The sequence below is a fragment of the Streptomyces sp. NPDC002835 genome, assembly GCF_053591995.1.
Map to the genome: position 1 here is coordinate 67,820 of NZ_JBSFUW010000016.1, position 17,259 is coordinate 85,078.

Sequence of the window (17,259 nt, forward strand, 5' to 3'; positions counted from 1 at the left end):
GCCCCTGCCACCGCCCCCGGTCCGGAACTCCCGGAACTCCCGGCCGGGGGCGCTTCCTTCGTCTCAGAGCTGGCGGCTGCTGCGCTCGGTGAGCTCGTACTTGCGGGCGATGGCGTTCCACAGCTTCGACGCCTGGTTCTTGGCCGTCGTCGCCTCGCCGCTCGCCTGGTTGCCCATGGCCGTCTGCTTGGTGTCGCGCGCCTTGCCGTCCTTGCAGCCCTTCTTGCCCTTGACCTGCTGCGCCCACGCCGCGTAGTGGTCGTCGGCGGACGCCGACGCCTGCCACGCCTTGGTGAGCGACGCGGTCAGCGCGGCGTTGTCCGGCAGCTTGTCCACGGACAGGGCGTTCAGCCGGGTCACCAGGTCGCGCCGCTGCTGGGCGGCACCCTTCAGATCCGCGGTGGCCCGGTCCAGGTTCTTGCACGCTCTGATGTTCTGCACCGAGCGCACGACGGCGTCGCGGCTGCTGCTGCTGTCAGCGAGGAGCTTGTCGAGCTCCTTGGCCTGCGGCTCGGCCGGGTCCTCCTCCTCGGCGGAGGGGCTCGCCTCACTCGGCGTGGGGGACTCGGCCGCGACGATCTTGTCGGGGGCCGGGTCCGGGTCCTTGTCGTCGTCGCCGCCGAACATCACGGCGGCGACGCCGAGTCCGAGCACGGCACACCCGATGACGAGCGCGGCGACCACCGGCGCGGTGGACCGGCGGCGCGGCTCCGGCTCGGGGGCGTACTGCGGCTCGTACCGGCCCGGCTGCTGGTACTGCGGCCGGCCGGGCTGCCGGTAGCCGGGCGGCGGCTCCTCGAAGCGGGGCATCTGCTGGGTGGCGTCGGCCGGTTCGGGCGCGCCGTGGCCCTCGGAACGGAAGAGGCTGTCGAACTCGGCGGGCGGCCGGCGGTCCTCGGGAGCGCCGGGCCGGACACCGAAGGGCGCCCCGGGGGGCGCGGGTGGCACGGGCGCGATGTACTGCGTGGCGTCCGCGTCGGGGCCCTGGGGGGCGGCGCTCGGCGGGCTCTGGCCGCCCTGCGGCCCGCCGGCGCCGACGCGCCCGAGGAAGGTCGTCGACTCCGCGGGCATCTCGGGCGGCAGCGCACCGGGTCCGACGGGCGCGATGTACTGCGTGGCGTCGGCGTCACCCATGGGCGCGGCGCCGGGGTTCCCCTGCGGCGGCGGTCCGGCCGCGGGCGCGCCGTGCGTCGGGTACTGCCCCTGCGGAGGGGTGTCGTACTGCGGGTAGCCGTCCTGCGGCGGCAGCGCGCCCGGGGGCGCGAACTGGCCCTGGGGGGCGGCGCCTTGCTGCGCTCCGTACCCGTAGCCGTCCTGCGGGGCAGCCCCGTGGGCCGCGTACGGGGGCTGAGCCCCGGGCTGCGGGGGCGGCGGGGCGTAGCCGCCGGGCGCGGGCTGCTGCTGCGGCTGCGCGGGCTGTTGCTGCGGCTGCGCGCCGTAGGGGTCCGGCTGCGCGGGGTAGCCGTAGCCGCCGGCCTGCGCGGGCGGCGGGCCGGGGTAGCCGTAGCCACCGGCCTGGGCGGGTGGCTGTGCGGGGTAGCCGTAGCCCTGCCGCGCCTGCCCGCCCTCGGCCTGCGGGGGCGGCGGGCCGGGGTAGCCGTACCCGGGTGCCGCCTGCGGCGGCTGCGGCGGCGGCTCCTGAGGACCCCAGGGCGCGCCCCACGGCTGTCCACCCGCCGGAGCCGGCTGCGCGCCCGGGGTGCCCGGTATGAGGGGCTCACTTCCGTCGGCGGGCAGCACGATGCCTTCGTGCGCGGGCCGCGCGGCCGGCGGCCGCTGCTCGTCACCCTGTCCGCTGTGCGTCACCGGGACTCCTACGTGTGGATCTGCTTCGATCGTCGGCTCACGCTACCGGGTGCCCGGAGTGGTCCGCACACACGTGCCCCAGCGGTGACACGATGGGGACACAACTCACCGTGGCCACCGGGCGGAAAGCGCTTGTCGCCACGCCTGCGCGACCGTCGACCGGAGCCCGTGCTCAGGCCGCCGTACGCAGCTCCAGACGCGCCGCGAACTCCCGGACCGGCGGCTCCTGCGCATACGGCTCCAGCCGGAGCTGAAGGCCGTCGAGATACTCCGCGCCCCTGCTGGAGCGCAGGGTGTCCAGCAGCTCCACCGCCCGCGTCCCGGTGTGGCACGCCTGCTCCACCTCGCGCTGCTGCACCTGCGCCGACGCCAGCAGGACCAGGCCGATCGCCCGGCGGCGGACCCGGAACTCGGGCAGGGCGTCCAGCGCGTCGGCCGCGTACTGCCCGGCGGTCTGCGCACGGCCGAGGTCGCGGTAGCAGTGCGCCAGCTCGTCGGCGAGGTAGGCCTGGTCGAAGTGGGAGATCCAGTCCGGGTCGTCCCCGGTGCCCGGCTCGGCCCGCTCCAGCGCGGCGACCGCCCGGGCCGCCACCTCGTCGCAGGTGGGACCGTCCCCCAGCAGGGCGTGCCCGCGTGCCTCCGCCGCGAGGAACATGGCCTGCACCCGGGGCGTGACCCGCCCCCGCGCGCCCTCCTGCGCGGCCCGGGCGAGCTGGGCGATCTCGCGCGGGTTGCCCAGCTCGGCCGCCAGGTGGCTCATGGACGCGGCCAGCACATAGCCGCCGTACGCCCGGTCCCCCGCGGCCTGGGCGAGGCGCAGCGCCTGGATGTAGTAGCGCTGGGCGAGCGCCGGCTGGCCGGTGTCCACGGCCATGTAGCCCGCGAGCTCCGTCAGCCGCGCGACGGCGGCGAACAGGTCCCGGCCGACGGACTCCCGGTACGAGCCGGACAGCAGCCCGGACACCACGCTGTTCAGATAGTGGACGACGACGGGCCGCACATGGCCGCTCCCGAAGCGGTGGTCCATCTCGGTCAGCGCCGCGGTCATCGCGCGGACCGCCGCGACGTCCGGCGGCCCGACCCGTGCCCCGGCGGTCCGCGCCACCTGCGCGTCCGCGCCGGTGATCAGCCAGTCGCGGCTCGGTTCGACGAGGGCGGAGGCGGCGACCGCGGAGCCGGACAGGAAGTCGCGGCGGCCCACGTCGCTGCGCCACAGTTCGCAGACCTGCTCGATCGCGCCGGGGACCGTCGGCGAGAACTGCAGGCCGACGCCGGTGGCGAGGTTCTTCCCGTTGGCCATGCCGATCTCGTCGATCGTGACCGTACGGCCGAGTTTGCGGCCCAGCGCCTCCGCGATGATGCCCGCCGCCCGGCCCCGGGGCTGCTGGCCGCGCAGCCAGCGGGCAACGGAGGTCTTGTCGTACCGCAGGTCGAGGCCGCGCTCCGTGCCCACCACGTTGACGCGCCGGGCCAGCCCGGCATTCGAGCATCCGGCTTCCTGGATGAGCGCCTGCAGCCGTTCGTTCGGCTGGCGGACGACGAGAGGCCTGGCTGCCATGAACTACCCCCTGGTGCCGCGTTGATCAATGCGTTGATCAATGCCCGGCTGATATACGGAGAATGCAGAGTTGGTCGGGTTGGTTCCTTTTGCCGCCACGCGCCCCCGTCGTTTCCCTTTCCGCAGGCGTACCGCACTCCCCTACCCGCCCCCGCGGCCCCCGGCCCGTGCGCGCCCCCGGCCGTGCACCCGTGCGCCCCACGTGCAGGATCGATGCACCGGCCTCCGCCGCGGCACGCCCCGTAACCCGGGGTTGCGGCGGTAGTTGAGTGGGTCGTGGAAGAGACCATAGGAGTCACGGAGACCGCGCAGATCCCCCGGCAGCGTGGGGAACAGCTGCTGGACAGCGCTGTGCGGTACACGGAAGATCGGCACTGGGACGTGTTCCCCGGCACCTGGCTGGAGGTGACCGCGGGGGCGCAGCGCTGCTCGTGCGGCGACCCGGGCTGCCCTCTGCCGGGCGCCCACGCGTCCCGGCCGGACTGGGCGAACCAGGCGACCGGCAGCGCGGCCGCCGCGCGGCGGCTGTGGTCGAAACAGCCGGCGGCCTCGATACTGCTGCCCACCGGCCGCACCTTCGACGCCGTCGAGGTCTCGGAGTCGGCCGGTTTCCTGGCGCTGGCGCGCATGGAGCGGATGGACCTCCCACTCGGTCCGGTGACCTGCACCCCGGACCGCCGGATGCTCTTCTTCGTGCTGCCGGGCGCCGCTCTCAAGGCCCCCGGCCTGATCAGGACGCTGGGCTGGGACCCGGCCGCCCTCGATCTGATCGCGCGCGGCGAGGGCCACTACGTCGCCGCCCCGCCGACGAGGATCGGCGGCCACGGCGCCGTGCAGTGGGCCCGCCGCCCCACCCCGGCCAACCGCTGGCTCACGGACGCCGACGAGCTGATCAGCCCCCTCGCGTACGCGTGCGCCAGGGAAGCTGCGGCGGCCCGGTTGCGCGCGGGCTAGCGCGGCGCCCGGTGCGCGGGCCGATACCGGGGGCGGTGCCGTGTTCGAACGCGTCCGTAGGGTGGACCCCGTACATCGGTGCCGCACGGCACCCACGGGGACTTCGAAAGGCGCGAGAACACATGCCGAACGAGACGGTCGACCGGGCGGGCGGAGCGCGTACGGCTCCGCCCGCCGTGCACGTCGAAGGGCTGTGGAAGCGGTTCGGCGAGCAGATCGCCGTCGCCGGGATCGATCTGGCCCTGCCCGCGGGCAGCTTCATCGGCCTGGTCGGGCCGAACGGCGCGGGCAAGACGACCACCCTGTCGATGGTCACGGGCCTGCTCCGCCCCGACCACGGCCGGGTGCTGGTCGCCGGCCACGACGTGTGGCAGGACCCGGTGGAGGTCAAGTCGCGGATCGGCGTGCTGCCGGAGGGCCTGCGGCTCTTCGAGCGGCTGTCGGGGCGCGAACTGCTCGCCTACAACGGCCGGTTGCGCGGCCTGCCGGGCGACGAGGTCGACAAGCGGGCCGGCCAGCTGCTGGACGTACTGGACCTCGCGGGGGCGCAGCACAAACTGGTCGTCGACTACTCGACCGGTATGCGCAAGAAGATCGGCCTCGCCGCCGCGCTGCTGCACAACCCCGAAGTGCTGTTCCTGGACGAGCCGTTCGAGGGCGTCGACCCGGTGTCCGCGCAGACGATCCGCGGAGTGCTCGAGCGGTACACGGCCTCCGGCGCGACCGTCGTCTTCTCCAGCCATGTGATGGAGCTGGTCGAGTCGCTGTGCGACTGGGTCGCGGTGATGGCGGCGGGCACGATCCGCGCGCAGGGCCCGCTGGCCGAGGTCCGCGGCGACGCGCCGTCGCTGCAGGCCGCGTTCCTGGAACTGGTCGGCGCGCAGGGCCGGGACAGCGGGGAGTCGCTGGACTGGCTCGGGGGCGGTGCCCGTTGAGTACGGCGTCCCTGACCTCCGTCTTCGTACGGCTGAAGCTGTCGATGCTGCGCAACGGGCTGCGGCAGTCGTCGACCCGTACGGCCGTGTTCGTGACCTCCATGGTGCTGGTGCTGCTGATCTCGGCGCTCCTGCTGCTGGGTCTGGTGGTGCTGCGCGGCAACGAGCACGCCATGTCGCTCGTCGTCCTCCTCACGGGCCTGCTGGCGCTCGGCTGGGCGGTGCTGCCGCTGTTCTTCCCGAGCGGCGACGAGACACTGGACCCGACGCGCCTGGTCATGCTGCCGCTGCGCCCCGCGCCGCTGGTGACCGCGCTGCTCGTCGCGTCGCTGGTCGGCATCGGCCCGCTGTTCACGCTCTGCGTGGTCGTCGGTTCGGCCGTCGCGGTCTCGCACGGCGTCGCCGCCCTGCTCGTGTCCGTCGTCGCCGTGCCGCTGGCGCTGCTGGTCTGCCTGGCGCTGGCCCGCACCGTCGCGGCCGCCAACATCCGGCTCCTCACCTCCCGCAAGGGCCGCGACCTGGCGGTGCTCAGCGGCCTGCTGATCGCGGTGGGCATCCAGTTCGTGAACTTCGGGGTGCAGCGCCTCGGCGAGGCGGGCGGCCTCGCCGCGCTGGACCCGGCGGCGTCGGTCGTACGGTGGCTCCCGCCGGCGTCCGCGATCGGCGCCGTGGACTCCGCGAGCGACGGCGCGTACGGCACGGCGCTCGCCCAACTCGCCCTGTCCGCCCTGGCGCTCGCACTGCTGCTGCGGTCGTGGCGGCAAAGCCTGACGAAGCTGATGACCGCCCCGGACGGCTCGACGCTCGCCGCGGCGTCGGAGCCCACCCGTAAGTCCTCCGCCGCCGGCCGGCTGCACGGGATGCTCCCGGCGGGCCGCACGGGGACGGTGATGCAGCGCTACTTCCTCTACATCTGGCGCGACCCCAAGACGAAGGGCGCCTGGGTGTCGTCCCTGGCGATCGGCCTGATCGTGCCGATCTTCAACGCGCTGCAGGGCACCGGCTCGATCTACTTCGCATGCTTCGCCGCCGGGATGCTCGGCATCATGACGTACAACCAGTTCGGCCAGGACACCTCGGCCTTCTGGATGGTGGCCCTGACGATCTCCTCCACGCGCGACGCGTACGAGGAACTGCGGGCGCGCGCCCTGGCCCTGCTCGTCATCACCGTCCCGTACATGGCGCTGGTGTCGGTGCTCACCGCGGCGGTGCTCGGCCGCTGGCACGACGTTCCCGAGGTGCTGGGCCTGTCGTTCGCCCTGCTCGGCGCGATGCTGGCGACGGGCGCCCTGTCGTCGGCCCGCTTCCCGTACTCGATCCCGCAGGACAGCGCGTACAAGAACGCGGCCCCGGGTCAGGGCGCTCTCGCCTGGCTCCCGATCCTCGGCGGCATGGTCATGGCGGCCCTGCTGTGCGCCCCGGTGATCATCCTCACGATCATGCTGAACGCCTCCGCCGGCGCGGACACCGGCGCCCAGTGGCTCCTGTTCCCGACGGGCACGGCATACGGCGCGCTCCTCGCCTGGGCGGGCGTCCGCATCGCGGCCCCGCAGACGGCGCGGCGGCTGCCGGAGATCCTGACGGCGGTCAGCAAGGGCTGACGGGACGGGCACCGGCGCCTCTCGGGTCACGCGCCCGGAGGTGCCGCCCCGGGGAGGTCCTGTCCGCAGAGGACGCACACGAAGTCGCCCTCGCGCACGATGCTCACTTCGCCGCACCCCGTGCAGCGGCGGAAGACGATCTCCTGGGTGAACCGCTCCGGCCTCGCGACCCCCGCGCGGTCGAGGGCGGCGGCGACGGACGGCCAGCAGTCGGGGTCGGGGCAGTAGCCGGTGGACTGGTTGCTGACCTCGGCCACCGCCCAGCCGCCTCCGTCGTCACGCCGGAAGGCGACCTCCCCGGCCGCACGGACGCTGTCCCGCCCGGCGCAGGCGACATGTTCACTGCGCCGGGCGGCCAGCCGGAGAAGACCGTCGGCGTCGACGACGTACGTGAACGGCTCCGCGAACTCCGCCGGCTCGCGCTCCTCGGCCCATGCGCGGAAGTCCTCGGCACTGCGTACGATCCACCCGTGCGGCGCGTGCTCCGCGGCAAGCCAGATCTCCGCCGGACCGACGTAGCCGTAACGGCGGGGGCCGTCCGTGGAGAGGACCATCCGGCCGCGGAGCCCGGCCACGCCCGCGCCGGAGAGACGCACCCGCGCGCTGTGCGGCGGGTCCAGGCGGGCCACCGGCCGGCCGTACTGGTCGATCCGCTCCAGCACCGCGCGCCCGCCCTCGTACACCTGCCCGATCCGGGCGACGCCGCCCACGCACCGTACGACGCACACGGCGGAGCTTCCGTCCGTGGAACGGACCTCGGCGATCTGCAGCTCCGCCGGGCCGGCGGGCGGGCCGGACGCCGTCACGGCGTCAGCACGCCGTCCAGGAAGGACTCGATCGCCGTGCGCCAGCCGGACGGGCAGTCGTAGTGGACGAGATGGCCGGCCTCGGACACCTCTCCGTACTGGCCGCGGGGCAGGACGCGGACCATCTCCTGGGCCTCGGCGCGGCCCAGTTCGCCGTCAAGGCCGCGGACGACCAGGGTGGGGCAGCGGACCTGGGCGAGCTCCTCCCAGTGGGCGTCGTGGACCCAGGTCGCACGCGAGACGAGCATCTGGCGGCGGGAGAACACCGGCCGCCAGCCGTCGGCCCGCTCGGCCATGATCTCGGCGAAGAACTCGCCGCGGGCCGGGTTCGGCCGCTCGACCCGGGGGTCGTCCTCGCCGAACCACTTGCGGACGTCCGCCAGGGTGGCGAACGGTACGGGCCAGGAGCGGAACCAGGCCTCCCACTCCCGCTGCGTCGCGGCGCCGAGCGCCGAGGCGCGCATGTCGCAGATGACCAGCGCCTGGACCAGGTCCGGCCGCTTCGCGGCCAGTTGCCACGCGGTGAGGGCACCCATCGCATGGCCGACCAACGTCACCGGCGCGAGGCCGAGTTGCTCGATCGCGGCCTCGGCGTCCGCCACGTACGCCTCACGGGTGTACGGCCCGTCCGCCGGCTTGTCGCTCCGGCCGTGGCCCCGCTGGTCGAGCGCCACCGCGCGATGGCGCTCGCTGAGCCACCGGGCCGTGGACGCCCAGTGGGAGGCGCGCCCCATCAGGCCGTGGAGCAATAAGACCCCCGGGGCGTGCTCGCCCTCCGCGCGACCCTTCGGCGGGTCCGCGAACTCCCAGGCAGCCAGGCGTACGCCACCTGTTCCGGTCACGTCGATGCGTCGCACCATCGGTCCTGGCACCCCCTCTTCTCCCCCGAGTCGGACTGGCTCGCAGCGAGCCTCGTGTCGAACCCTGCCAGACTATCGAACTTGTATTCGAAAACGCGTTTCTGCCGCGCAACACCCCTCATTCGAGTGACCACTTGCGGGGATTGACTCGCGCCACCGAGGGGAGATCTTCAGCGGGAGGCGGGCCGCTCGGGGAAAGAGGCCCGTGGGGACTGACCCTGGGAGCTCGGGGCTCCGGGTCAGCACAGGGGAGGACAGGTCCCGGCGCCTTCGGGCGCCGGGACCCCTCTGTACCGGGGGGTCCAGACGGACGAGCCGGCGCGGCGCATGGAGCACCACATCGGCGGCCGGGCAGGCTTCCGCGCCCGGTTCCGTGCCCGATCCCGTGCCCGGTTCCGTACCGGCGAACGCGCCGGTTCTCGCGCGGGGCGTACGACGGGCGCATCACCGTGATCCCCTCCCTCACCCTCGGTGGGGTCCCCATCCCCGTCCGTGGTCATATGCCTCAGCCACAGAGTGGCACGCGATTCGCCCGGCCGCTGCCATTCCGGACGGAAACCGGCCCCGGACACCCGGAACGGAACCGGCCCCGCACCCTCCGAGGAGGATGCGGGGCCGGTGCGCGGCCTTGAGTGCCTTGCGCGCCCTACGGGCCTTACCAGGCTTACGCCTTGACCCGGCGTCAGCGCTTCGCGACGAACACGTGCGACGCCACGTCGGCCGCCAGCTCCGCCGCCTCACCGCTGCTGCCCACGAGCACTCCGCCCGCGGACTCCGTCACGCTCACCACGGAACCGGGCTGCACGCCCGCCCGCCGCAGCGTGTACATCAACTGCGCGTCGGTCTGGATCGGCTCGCCGATCCGCCGCACGACCACCGTCTTGCCGTCCGGACCCGGGTCCAGCTCGGCCAGGGAGACCATGCTGTCGTCCAGGAACGGGTCGGCCTCGGCCTTCTCGCCCAACTCCTCGAGACCCGGGATCGGGTTCCCGTACGGCGACTCCGTCGGGTGCCGCAACAGCTCCAGCACCCGGCGCTCCACCGCCTCGCTCATCACGTGCTCCCAGCGGCACGCCTCTGCGTGGACCTGCTCCCACTCCAGCCCGATGACGTCGACGAGCAGACACTCGGCGAGCCGGTGCTTGCGCATCACGCGTGTGGCCAGCTGGCGTCCTTCACCGGTCAGCTCCAGGTGCCGGTCGCCCGCCACCATCACCAGTCCGTCGCGCTCCATCCGCGCCACGGTCTGGCTGACCGTCGGACCGCTCTGGTCGAGCCGCTCCGCGATCCGGGCCCGCATGGGAACCACACCCTCCTCCTCGAGCTCGAGGATGGTGCGGAGATACATCTCCGTCGTGTCGATCAGTCCGGACATACGTGCCCCTCGATGCTGTGACTTGAAATCAGTCGTCCGCTGGCCCCGCCCTCAATTCTTGCGCATCCCGCCGACAACCGTGCGCGCCCGGTCGAGACCGTATTGACAGCGCAATGGTCCAGACCGCAACGTGATCCGCGACACGGGGACCGCCCCGTACTGATCCACCCCCTGCGGAAAGGGCTCGGCGATGAGCGAGAGCAAGCTGGCCGGTCAGTTCTTCGACGCCGCGATCGGTCTGCTGCAGCGCGTACGGGACGAGGAGTCCGCGAACATCGCAGCCGCCGGGACCGCCGTCGCCGACACCGTGGCTGCGGGCGGCCGGCTCTTCGCGTTCGGCGCCGGGCACTCCTCGCTCCCCGCCCAGGACGTCGTCTACCGCGCCGGCGGCCTCGCCCTGATGAACCTGCTCGCCGTCCCGGGCGTCGTCGGCGTCGACGTCATGCCCGCCACGCTCGGCTCCGCGCTGGAACGCGTCGACGGCCTCGCCACCGCGGTCCTGGACTCCGGCCCGGCCCGCTCCGGCGACCTCCTCGTCGTCATCTCCCTCTCCGGCCGCAACGCCCTGCCCGTCGAGATGGCCACGCACGCCCGCGCCCTCGGCCTCACGGTGATCGGCGTCACCTCGGTCGCGTACGCCCAGGAGACCAAGTCCCGGCACGTCTCGGGCACCTTCCTCAAGGACCACTGCGACATCGTCCTCGACTCCCACATCCCGGTCGGCGACGCCGAACTGACCCACCCGTCCATCGAGGCCCCGTTCGCCCCGGCCTCGACGGTCGTCACCAGCGCGCTGATGCAGGCGACGATGGCGGCGGCGGCGGAACGCCTCGCGGAGCGCGGCATCGAACCGCCGCTGCTGCGGTCGGGGAACGTGGACGGGGGGCACGAGTGGAACGGGCGGGTGATGGAGGAGTACGGGGACCGGATCTTCTACCACCAGTGAGGCGGCGGGGGCCCGCTGCGCAGGGGCGTTTTCCCCTACCCGCCCCTTCCCGCTGTACCGATGTGCGGCTCCGCCGCGTGGGGGGCAAGCCCCCGGACCCCGTACGGCCTTCGGCCGTGCCCTCAATCTCCCCCTACGGCCTGGCGGCCGTGGGTGGGGGCACCTCCCACGCCGCCAGGCGTAGGGGGAGTACCCCCAGGCCGGGCTGACTGTGTCAGCCCCGCCGGCGTTTGAGGCGCGGGCCCGGGCAGAGCCCGGTTACGGGAAGGGGCGGGGTGGGGAAATGGCCCCGCCGCAGGCGCGCCGTCACCGCTCCCCCACCACCCGCCCCAGATCCAGCGCCGCCCCCGCCAGCGCCGCCACGCTCTCCGCGTACACCGCGTCCGGGCGCTCGAACGCCGGGCGGGCCGCGCCCCGGAGGAAGGTGAGGACGCCGACCGTACGGCCGCGGCTGCGCAGCACCGTGCACAGGGCGTGCGCCGCGTCCGGCGGCCACCGGCGGCGCTCCGCCCACTCCCCGGGCGTGCCGCTGGCCCGTACCGAGCCGACCCGCTCCACCGCCTGGAACGCGGGATGCCCGGGCGCGTACCGCACCGGCAGCCCGCCGCCCGCCACGCCCGCGCAGGGGCCCGGCGCGCCGGCCGGTGACGCCGCGGCCCGGACCAGGCGCTCGCCGTCGTTCTCCGCCACGTCGAGCAGGACGTGATCGGCGAAGCCGGCCAGCGCGAAGTCGAGGTACACGGTCGCCGCCTCGAGCGGGTCCTCGCACTCGGCGGCCGCCCGCCCCGCCCGGTGGAGTTGCCCGGCCCGGAACCGCAGCCTGTTCGCCTCCTGCTCGGCCAGCTTGGCGTCCGTGACGTCGTGGAACAGCCACCCCACACCGAGCGGCACCGGTTCCTCCGCCAGCGGGGAGGCCAGCCGCAGGAACCCGCTGCGCCAGCAGCGCCGCTGCTCCTGCCCGTCCGCGCCCGCGACGACCACCCACAGGTCCGCGAGTCCGCGCGGCGGGCCTTCCGCCAGCACATGGTGCAGCGCGCCCTCCAGCTCCTCGACGCCCTGCGCCAGCAGCTCGCCGAGCGGCCGCCCCAGCACGGAGGACCGGCCCGCCCCGAGCGCACGGGCGGCCTCGCCGTTGACGACGGCGGGACGGAGATCCACGTCGACCAGGACGACGCCCCACGAGGCCTCGTCGAACAACGCCTCGCTCAGCGCGATGGACCGCTCCAGGTCTATCTGGGCGTGCACCTCGCTGAACGCGCAGTACACCCCGGCGGGCCTGCCGTCCGCGCCGAGCACCCGCGCCGACTGAGTCCGTACGAGGACCCGCCCGCCGTCCTTCCGCAGCAGCGCGAACTCGTGCACCTGCCGCCCGGGCGCGTCCATCGCGGCCATCAGCCGCCCCTGCACCTCACCGGCGTCCGCACTCCGCACGGCCCACCCGGCGAAGCCCCGCCGCCCGACTGCCTCCGCCGCCGACCAGCCGAGGATGCGCTCCGCCTCGCGGTTCCAGTGCGTCACGGTCCCGCCGGCGTCGAACGCGCACAGCGCCGCGTCCATCCCGTCGAGCAGCGCCGCGAGCAGCTCGGCCCCGCCCGGCTCCGGCTCGGGCCCGCCGGCGCCGGGTGCGTCGGTGGTCTCACTCCTGGAAGCACTCATCCCGGGACCCCCTGCAGGACTGTCCACGTGCGCCGATGCCTGTCCTCATTCAACGTCAACGTGACCCACGGCACACCCGGTTCCCCAAAATCCCCGGCCCCCGCGATCCACGGACCCCGCCGCCCGCGAGAAAAGGGATGCGTTAAATCGCTTGAACCGGCCCGGCACCGGTTCTTAGGGTGTGGGCACGCTCAGAAAGGAGGTGATCCGGAAGTGATTTCTTACCGGACAAGCGAGGTGGCTGCGGGCTGACGCCTGCCGTCGCACTCTGTGCACCTCGGCAGGCTGTCTGCCGAAAACCCAAGCAGTCACCCGACCCGTGGGCCGCCGGTAAGTCCGGCCGGCTCCCTCCGTCCGGACGGAGGGACCAAGGCCCACGGGTCGTCTGCGTTCCCGGCCCGCCCCTGAAAGGCGTCAGGCCGGACTCAGCCTCCCCGTGCACTGCGACCGGGCCTCGCCCACGCGCAGTATCACCGCCGCCGCCACGAGCAGGGCGCTCAGCGCGGCCAGGGCCGGGTCCTGAGGGACGCGGCCCCTACGGCGCCAGGCGCTCGACGCGCCAGCCGGCGTCCGGGCCGGAGTCCGTGCGGACGTAGCGCAGGCGGTCGTGGAGGCGGTTCTCGTGGCCCTGCCAGAACTCGACGCGGTCGGGGACGACGCGGATGCCGCCCCAGTGCGCGGGGGCCGGGACCTGTGCGGTCTCCGGGTAGCGGGCGTTCAGTTCTTCGTAGCGCCGCAGCAGCTCCTCGCGGGAGGCGATCACCGTGGACTGGTCGCTCGCCCACGCGCCGAGCTGGGAGCCGTACGGGCGGGTGCGGAAGTACGCGGCGGTCTCGTCGCGGCCGATGCGGGACGCCCTGCCGTCGACGATGATCTGGCGCTCCAGCGGGTGCCACGGGAAGAGCAGCGAGACGTACGGGTTGGCGTCGATCTCGCGGCCCTTGCGGGACTCGTAGTTGGTGAAGAAGACGAAGCCGCGTTCGTCGTAGTGCTTGAGCAGCACGGTGCGCGAGGAGGGCCGGCCGTCGGGCGTGGCCGTCGAGACGATCATCGCGTTGGGCTCCAGCAGGGCGGCCGCGGCGGCCTCGGCGAACCACCGGGCGAACTGCTCCATGGGGCCGGCGGCGAGGGCGCTCTCGTCGAGCGGCGTGGAGCGGTACTGCTCGCGCATGACGGCGGGGTCGGGGACGACGAGCTCCGTCTCCGCCGGGTCGGGCGCGGGCAGGCCCGCGACGGTCACGTCCGAGGAGCCGGGTTCGGGGGCGGCGGCGTGGTCGGTCACGCAGCACATCCTGCCGCAGGGACCGAGTCTGCCCGGCACGGAGTGCCGTCAATCCTCCGGGAGTGAAATGGGGCAGTGTGCCGGACATCACGCTTCCCCGCACCCGTGGAACCGGCCAAAATCTTGGGTCTGGCCACTGTTGCCTCCATACAGCAGGGGATACCGCGCAGGGATGTGGAGCAGGGATATCGTGCCTGCCTCCCGGCGGTCCGGTGACAAACGGGACCGTACGGGGCATCACCGGGGTGACCGACCCACGACCGTCGGCCGCCGCATGGCGCACATGTCTGGTCGCACACGTCTTGAGGAGCCGCCTGATGTCCGACTTCGTACCTGGACTCGAGGGAGTCGTCGCGTTCGAGACGGAGATCGCCGAACCGGACAAGGAGGGCGGCTCACTCCGCTACCGGGGTGTCGATATCGAGGACCTGGTCGGACAGGTTTCGTTCGGGAACGTGTGGGGCCTGCTCGTCGACGGCGCGTTCGACCCGGGTCTGCCGCCGGCCGAGCCGTTCCCGATCCCGGTGCACTCCGGTGACATCCGGGTCGACGTGCAGTCGGCGCTGGCGATGCTCGCCCCCGTCTGGGGCCTCAAGCCGCTCCTCGACATCGACGCCGCGCAGGCCAGGGACGACCTGGCGCGGGCAGCCGTGATGGCGCTGTCGTACGTGGCACAGAGTGCCCGCGGGCAGGGGCTGCCGATGGTGCCGCAGAGCGAGATCGACAAGGCGGAGTCCATCGTCGAGCGCTTCATGATCCGCTGGCGCGGCGAGCCCGACCCGCGCCATGTGAAGGCCGTCGACGCGTATTGGACCTCGGCCGCCGAGCACGGCATGAACGCGTCCACGTTCACGGCGCGGGTCATCGCCTCCACCGGCGCCGACGTGGCCGCCGCCCTGTCGGGCGCGGTGGGCGCGATGTCCGGCCCGCTGCACGGCGGTGCGCCGTCCCGGGTGCTCGGCATGATCGAGGAGATCGAGCGCACCGGCGACGCGACGGCGTATGTGAAGCGCGCCCTGGACAAGGGCGAGCGGCTGATGGGCTTCGGCCACCGCGTCTACCGCGCGGAGGACCCGCGGGCCCGCGTGCTGCGCCGCACCGCGAAGGAGCTGGCGGCGCCGCGCTTCGAGGTGGCGGAGGCGCTGGAGAAGGCGGCGCTGGAGGAACTGCACAACCGTCGCCCGGACCGGGTGCTGGCGACGAACGTCGAGTTCTGGGCCGCGATCATGCTGGACTTCGCGGAGGTCCCGGCGCACATGTTCACGTCGATGTTCACCTGCGCCCGTACGGCCGGCTGGTCGGCCCACATCCTGGAGCAGAAGCAGACCGGCCGACTGGTGCGCCCGTCGGCCCGCTACGTCGGGCCGGGTTCGCGCAGCCCGCGCGACATCTCGGGCTTCGCCAACATCGTCGGCTAAGCGCCACACGGAGACGTTACGCAAGCGATGGCACTATACTGCTTGCATGGCAATCGTTCATGTACGCGAGGTGCCGGAGGAGACACTGACCACACTCAAGGTCAGGGCCGCTCGCTCCGGCCAGTCCCTGCAGGCGTATCTGCTCCAGCTCCTCACAGGTGAGGCGGCAACTCTCACCCCGGAGGAGGCGGCGGATCAGGCTCGCTCCATCGCTGCCCGCGGTCGGGTCACCGCTGACGACGTCAGTGACGTCATCAGCGAGATGCGCGAGGCGCGCGAGTGAGCGTGCTCGTGCTCGACACCTCCGCCCTGGTGGAATTCCTGGTCGGCTCGGACGAGCTTGCAGAGCGCGTCCGGTCACACACGTCAGGTCGGCGGCTGGCGGCACCGCACGCCGTCGACCTGGAGTGCGCTTCGGTGATGCGCGGACTCGTGCGAGGCAAAAAGCTCCCTGAGGACGAGGCGGCACGCGCACTCGATCTTCTGGGCCGCATGCAGCTACGCCGCTACGACCACGTCCCGTTCCTGCCACGCATCTGGGAGCTGCGCCACAACATGTGGCCCTACGACGCTTCGTACGTTGCACTCGCTGAATCGCTGGGCAGCGAACTGCTCACGGTGGACGCGAAATTCGCAGGCGCTCCAGGGCTGCGCTGCAACATCCTGAACCTGCGCACCGCCTAGGCCAGCGCCTCCTCCAGCAGGGCCGACCACTGGGCGACCACCCGCTCGCGGCGGGCCGCGTCGTCGGTGAGGAGGTTGGCCAGGCCCAGGCCGCGGGCCATGTCCAGGAGGCCCTGGACGGTCTCGCGGACGCCGGGGCGTGACTCGTCCGCGTGGAGCAGGCGGACGGCGATGCGGTGGGTCTCGCGGCCCACCTTCGCCTCCAGCTCGGTGACCCGGGGGCGCAGCTGCTCCTCGTTGGACGCGGCCACCCACAGATGCAGCGCGGCGCGGAACAGCGGCCCGGTGTAGAGGTCGACGAGAGCGGCGACGACCGCCGTGCGGTCCTGTGAGGGGAGCTCGCGCAGCGCCTGCGAGCGCTCCTCCGCGACGTACTCGACCGCCGCCGTGAACAGGTCCTCCCGGGTCGGGAAGTGGTGCTGGGCCGCCCCGCGCGAGACGCCGGCGCGCTCGGCGACCACCGAGACCGTGGAGCCCGCCCAGCCGACCTCGGCCAGGCACGCCACCGCGGCCTCCAGCAGCCGCTGCCGGGTCGCCCGGCTGCGGTCCTGCTTGGGGGCCTTGGCAGTCGGTGGCGTCACAACACCCATGCGGGGTCCCGTCGTTCGAGGAAGGCCGTCATCCCCTCGCGCGCCTCGGCCGATGCGAACAGCGTCGCCGAGCGCTGGACCAGGTCTTCGGCGTCCCGGTCGAAGGCTTCCAGCACCCTAGCGGTGACCAGCCGCTTCGACGCCGCAAGCCCTTGCGGGGAGGCCCTGCGCAACCCGTCGAGGAGCGGGGCGAGCGCCTCGTCGACGTCGTCGGCGGCGAGGGTGAGCAGCCCGCCGCGGGCCGCCTCCGTGGCGCCGAAACGCTCGCCCGTGAGGTAGTAGCGCTCGGCCGCCCGCGGCTCCATGCGGGGCAGCAGCGGCAGGGAGATCACGGCGGGCGCGACGCCGATGCGGACCTCGGTGAACGCGAAATCGGAGCCGGTCGTCGCCACCGCGATGTCGCACGCCCCGACCAGCCCGAGCCCGCCGGCCCGCACATGGCCGGCGACCCTCGCCACCACCGGCTTGGGCAGCGCCACGATCTGCCGCAGCAGCGCGACGAACGCGTACGGGCTGGGCGGCGCCTTCAGGTCCGCGCCCGCGCTGAACGTCGACCCGGTGTGGGTCAGCACCACCGCCCGTACGGACGGGTCGTCGGCGCACTTGGTGAGCGCGCCGGCGAGCTCGCCGACGAGCGCCGACGAGAGGGCGTTGCGGTTCGCCGGGGCGTCGAGGGTGAGGGTGGTGACGCCCCGGTCGTGGGCGGTGGCGACGGTCATGCGCTGCTCCTTCGTACCCGTTTCTTCGTACCGGTCATGCGCTGCTGCTTCCTGCCGGCCCCCGTACCC

Annotated in this window: 16 protein-coding genes; 7 read left to right on the forward strand and 9 right to left on the reverse strand. The window is 73.4% G+C overall.

The genetic code is table 11. The features are described 5' to 3' along the window. Window positions 1-63: 63 nt before the first annotated feature. Together ACWD01_RS19310 and ACWD01_RS19315 are read right to left on the reverse strand one after the other, a co-directional pair. Window positions 64-1,806: a hypothetical protein gene (locus ACWD01_RS19310; RefSeq protein ID WP_451163333.1), complete on the reverse strand. Its 1,743-nt coding sequence runs from the start codon at window positions 1,804-1,806 to the stop codon at window positions 64-66. Window positions 1,807-1,978: 172 nt separating this feature from the next. Then, the gene (locus tag ACWD01_RS19315; RefSeq protein WP_451163335.1) at window positions 1,979-3,364 is read right to left on the reverse strand and encodes a transcriptional regulator; all 1,386 of its coding nucleotides are present in this window, start codon (window positions 3,362-3,364) and stop codon (window positions 1,979-1,981) included. Between the two features lie 276 nt (window positions 3,365-3,640). On the opposite strand from ACWD01_RS19315, the gene ACWD01_RS19320 reads away from it, so the two are divergent. The 3 genes from ACWD01_RS19320 to ACWD01_RS19330 all read left to right on the forward strand — a co-directional run bounded on the left by ACWD01_RS19320 (window position 3,641) and on the right by ACWD01_RS19330 (window position 6,854). Then, window positions 3,641-4,318 (forward strand): bifunctional DNA primase/polymerase, encoded by a 678-nt coding sequence (locus ACWD01_RS19320; RefSeq protein ID WP_451163337.1) that lies wholly within the window; start codon window positions 3,641-3,643, stop codon window positions 4,316-4,318. A 122-nt stretch (window positions 4,319-4,440) separates the two neighbouring features. Continuing rightward, window positions 4,441-5,253 (forward strand): ABC transporter ATP-binding protein, encoded by an 813-nt coding sequence (locus ACWD01_RS19325; RefSeq protein WP_451163339.1) that lies wholly within the window; start codon window positions 4,441-4,443, stop codon window positions 5,251-5,253. A 44-nt stretch (window positions 5,254-5,297) separates the two neighbouring features. Continuing rightward, complete coding sequence (locus ACWD01_RS19330) at window positions 5,298-6,854, forward strand: transporter (protein ID WP_451163487.1); 1,557 nt, start codon at window positions 5,298-5,300, stop codon at window positions 6,852-6,854. Window positions 6,855-6,880: 26 nt separating this feature from the next. Here the strand turns inward: ACWD01_RS19330 and ACWD01_RS19335 are convergent, their stop codons facing one another. The 3 genes from ACWD01_RS19335 to ACWD01_RS19345 all read right to left on the reverse strand — a co-directional run bounded on the left by ACWD01_RS19335 (window position 6,881) and on the right by ACWD01_RS19345 (window position 9,895). Continuing rightward, window positions 6,881-7,660 carry a hypothetical protein gene (locus tag ACWD01_RS19335; protein WP_451163341.1) on the reverse strand — a complete coding sequence of 260 codons (780 nt, stop codon included), beginning with the start codon at window positions 7,658-7,660 and terminating at the stop codon, window positions 6,881-6,883. Beyond that, window positions 7,657-8,520, reverse strand: a complete 864-nt coding sequence (locus tag ACWD01_RS19340; protein ID WP_451163343.1) for an alpha/beta fold hydrolase — start codon at window positions 8,518-8,520, stop codon at window positions 7,657-7,659. Before ACWD01_RS19340 ends, ACWD01_RS19335 begins: the two co-directional genes overlap by 4 nt. A 682-nt stretch (window positions 8,521-9,202) precedes the next feature. After that, the gene (locus ACWD01_RS19345; RefSeq protein ID WP_451163345.1) at window positions 9,203-9,895 is read right to left on the reverse strand and encodes a metal-dependent transcriptional regulator; all 693 of its coding nucleotides are present in this window, start codon (window positions 9,893-9,895) and stop codon (window positions 9,203-9,205) included. 190 nt (window positions 9,896-10,085) lie between these two features. On the opposite strand from ACWD01_RS19345, the gene ACWD01_RS19350 reads away from it, so the two are divergent. Continuing rightward, complete coding sequence (locus tag ACWD01_RS19350; RefSeq protein ID WP_451163347.1) at window positions 10,086-10,841, forward strand: SIS domain-containing protein; 756 nt, start codon at window positions 10,086-10,088, stop codon at window positions 10,839-10,841. Between the two features lie 306 nt (window positions 10,842-11,147). Here ACWD01_RS19350 and ACWD01_RS19355 read toward each other — a convergent pair whose 3' ends face one another. Together ACWD01_RS19355 and pdxH are read right to left on the reverse strand one after the other, a co-directional pair. Further along, window positions 11,148-12,497, reverse strand: coding sequence for a PAS domain-containing protein (locus ACWD01_RS19355; protein ID WP_451163349.1), 1,350 nt, complete (start codon window positions 12,495-12,497; stop codon window positions 11,148-11,150). A 535-nt stretch (window positions 12,498-13,032) separates the two neighbouring features. Continuing rightward, window positions 13,033-13,668, reverse strand: a complete 636-nt coding sequence (gene pdxH / locus ACWD01_RS19360) for a pyridoxamine 5'-phosphate oxidase (protein ID WP_451163489.1) — start codon at window positions 13,666-13,668, stop codon at window positions 13,033-13,035. A gap of 428 nt (window positions 13,669-14,096) precedes the next feature. On the opposite strand from pdxH, the gene ACWD01_RS19365 reads away from it, so the two are divergent. From ACWD01_RS19365 to ACWD01_RS19375, 3 genes are read left to right on the forward strand one after another with little or no spacing between them, the layout of a single operon-like run. Further along, window positions 14,097-15,197, forward strand: a complete 1,101-nt coding sequence (locus tag ACWD01_RS19365) for a citrate synthase 2 (protein ID WP_451163351.1) — start codon at window positions 14,097-14,099, stop codon at window positions 15,195-15,197. A gap of 46 nt (window positions 15,198-15,243) precedes the next feature. After that, on the forward strand, window positions 15,244-15,480 hold the full coding sequence (locus ACWD01_RS19370) for a FitA-like ribbon-helix-helix domain-containing protein (protein WP_451163353.1): 237 nt from the start codon (window positions 15,244-15,246) through the stop codon (window positions 15,478-15,480). After that, window positions 15,477-15,881, forward strand: coding sequence for a type II toxin-antitoxin system VapC family toxin (locus ACWD01_RS19375; RefSeq protein WP_451163355.1), 405 nt, complete (start codon window positions 15,477-15,479; stop codon window positions 15,879-15,881). The genes ACWD01_RS19370 and ACWD01_RS19375 overlap by 4 nt, the downstream gene beginning before the upstream one ends. Here ACWD01_RS19375 and ACWD01_RS19380 read toward each other — a convergent pair. Together ACWD01_RS19380 and ACWD01_RS19385 are read right to left on the reverse strand one after the other, a co-directional pair. Next, the gene (locus ACWD01_RS19380; protein ID WP_356898363.1) at window positions 15,878-16,471 is read right to left on the reverse strand and encodes a TetR/AcrR family transcriptional regulator; all 594 of its coding nucleotides are present in this window, start codon (window positions 16,469-16,471) and stop codon (window positions 15,878-15,880) included. The two genes, ACWD01_RS19375 and ACWD01_RS19380, sit on opposite strands and share 4 nt — an antisense overlap. After that, window positions 16,459-17,190 carry an enoyl-CoA hydratase family protein gene (locus ACWD01_RS19385; protein ID WP_451163357.1) on the reverse strand — a complete coding sequence of 244 codons (732 nt, stop codon included), beginning with the start codon at window positions 17,188-17,190 and terminating at the stop codon, window positions 16,459-16,461. The genes ACWD01_RS19380 and ACWD01_RS19385 overlap by 13 nt, the downstream gene beginning before the upstream one ends. Window positions 17,191-17,259 lie beyond the last annotated feature (69 nt).